This window comes from Endozoicomonas atrinae, from assembly GCF_001647025.1.
In the GTDB taxonomy this organism is placed as follows: domain Bacteria; phylum Pseudomonadota; class Gammaproteobacteria; order Pseudomonadales; family Endozoicomonadaceae; genus Endozoicomonas; species Endozoicomonas atrinae.
The window spans coordinates 1,640-3,426 of record NZ_LUKQ02000407.1 but is presented as its reverse complement, the minus strand read 5'-3'; the positions used below and the strand labels follow the sequence as shown (position 1 = coordinate 3,426).

Below are 1,787 nucleotides of genomic sequence, written 5' to 3'. Positions count from 1 at the left end.
TAGCGTTCCTTATCGCCATCAATCACCTGATGGCCCACCAGTTCGTTCAGCACATCCACATCAATTTTTGCGCCGCTGGCGTCTTCCGTGATCAATTCCGGAAAGAGCTGTTTCAGTTTGCTGATGTTGTCCTGAACCATATCAAGGCTCAGGCTGCCGTGATGGCCCTGGGTGATTTTTTCCATGGAGGGGAATCTCTATCCGTTAATGAATTACAGCTGGGTTTTCAGCGTCTGAATCTGTTGATCCAGCCGTTTAATCTGCATATTCAGTTCAACCTTGTGGTTAAACCGGGTTTCCTGTTTCAGTTCGGCTCGCAATAGCGACACCTGTTGCTGGTGGCTGCGTAACTGGTCCAGTCGGGCTTGCCGCTCGCTTTCTGTGTCTTTGGACAGTGTGTAGTGACCGGTCAAATCGGCGCAGTTCAGTGCCACCACCCGGCGCACCAGATCCTGATAGCACTGGTAGAAATTGATAAAGCTGCATCGCGGTAGCGCAAAATCCGCAAGAAACGCCTGCTGGTTAAGGGTGAGCTGCGATAAATCCAGCCAGCCGGTATCGAAACTGCGCTCAAGCGTGAGTTTGCTGCTGTCGGCCAGGTTGATCCGTTTGTGGGCAAGGGAGATGGCGATCTGACTTTCCCGGACAAACACAAGCATGGTGGGGTAGGGAATCGCCTTCTGGATCAGCTCTGCCAGTTTGGCCGGTTGTTTATCGGTGTTGGTTAGTTTTTTCAGTGTGATTTGCAGCAGCGCTATTTCCAGATATTCCCGTTGTGGGTCTTCGTATCTGGAAATATTGATGGTCTCCGGGCTCAGGCTGTAGCGAAGCGCCAGCGTATCGATCTGCTCATTGATCCGTTTTTGGTCGCTCTTGCTGAAGGCGACGTTACTAAACAGTTGTTTTTTGTAGATGCGCTGTTGCAGTTGGCAGCTATCGGGTATGGCCAGTTGCTGGTAAAAGTCGTTCAGGGTCATGAGGTTGCAGCCTGAGCCGGTTCTCGTATGATCAGAAAACTGACCACTTCAAAATCGTCCATGCCCTGGAAGCGCCCCTGATTCAGTCGCGTACCGCCACGGCTGAACAGGCTGTCGATGCCTTTTTCCTGATGGGTGCCAATAATGCTGCTGATCGCCGTTTCCAGCAGTTGCCGGTAGTGCTCCATGTCTTTGCCATGTCGGGTTATGGCGTTGAATGACTGAATGGCTTCCTGGTTGGGCAGGTGATGGCCTAGCCCCTGTTTTTTCAGGATATCCAGCATCTTTTTGGTTTGGCTGAACGGGTACTTCACCTCATTATCGTCAGTGACATAGACCAGATAGTGCGGTGCCAGCGCATAGCCATCCGACGACGATGGTTCTTGTGCGGTGAGTTGCTTCAAGCAGAACAGCGCGCCCGGCTCAATGGCGCGATCACCGGTCTGGCGAATAAACGCAGGATCAATGGCACTGGCTGCAAATAACCCGGTGTAAGCGGATTCAAGATCGCCCAGATGCTCTTTCATAAAGCCGGACAGATCCATTCGGAAGTCATTCAGGGTCAGTAATGGAGACGCTGCCGGAGATGTCTTCCAGATCCACAACGTTGTCTTGTAATTCCTGCAACTGTTTACGGCGGTACTCCAGATCGTTCATCTGTTTACCGCTGTCCTGCTCAATGACGTTTTCTTCACCGGTGGCGGATATATCCAGCAGCACCATACGACCACTGACCCGGGCTTCCAGATTGATGTATTCGTCCAGCTCCATATTGGGCCAGAAGTTAACCAGCTGAATCGTGCTGTTTTT

Annotated in this window: 4 protein-coding genes; all 4 read right to left on the bottom strand. The window is 51.7% G+C overall.

The genetic code is table 11. The features are described 5' to 3' along the window. The coding region (locus tag AK963_RS27065) for a hypothetical protein (protein WP_139117701.1) at window positions 1-185 on the bottom strand (185 nt) is incomplete at its 3' end. A 27-nt stretch (window positions 186-212) separates the two neighbouring features. Continuing rightward, window positions 213-977: a DUF4391 domain-containing protein gene (locus AK963_RS27060; protein ID WP_066018445.1), complete on the bottom strand. Its 765-nt coding sequence runs from the start codon at window positions 975-977 to the stop codon at window positions 213-215. Continuing rightward, window positions 974-1,522 (bottom strand): hypothetical protein, encoded by a 549-nt coding sequence (locus AK963_RS27055; RefSeq protein ID WP_066018444.1) that lies wholly within the window; start codon window positions 1,520-1,522, stop codon window positions 974-976. The genes AK963_RS27060 and AK963_RS27055 overlap by 4 nt, the downstream gene beginning before the upstream one ends. A 7-nt stretch (window positions 1,523-1,529) precedes the next feature. After that, on the bottom strand, window positions 1,530-1,787 hold a 258-nt coding region (locus AK963_RS27050), incomplete at its 5' end, for a hypothetical protein (protein ID WP_175404684.1).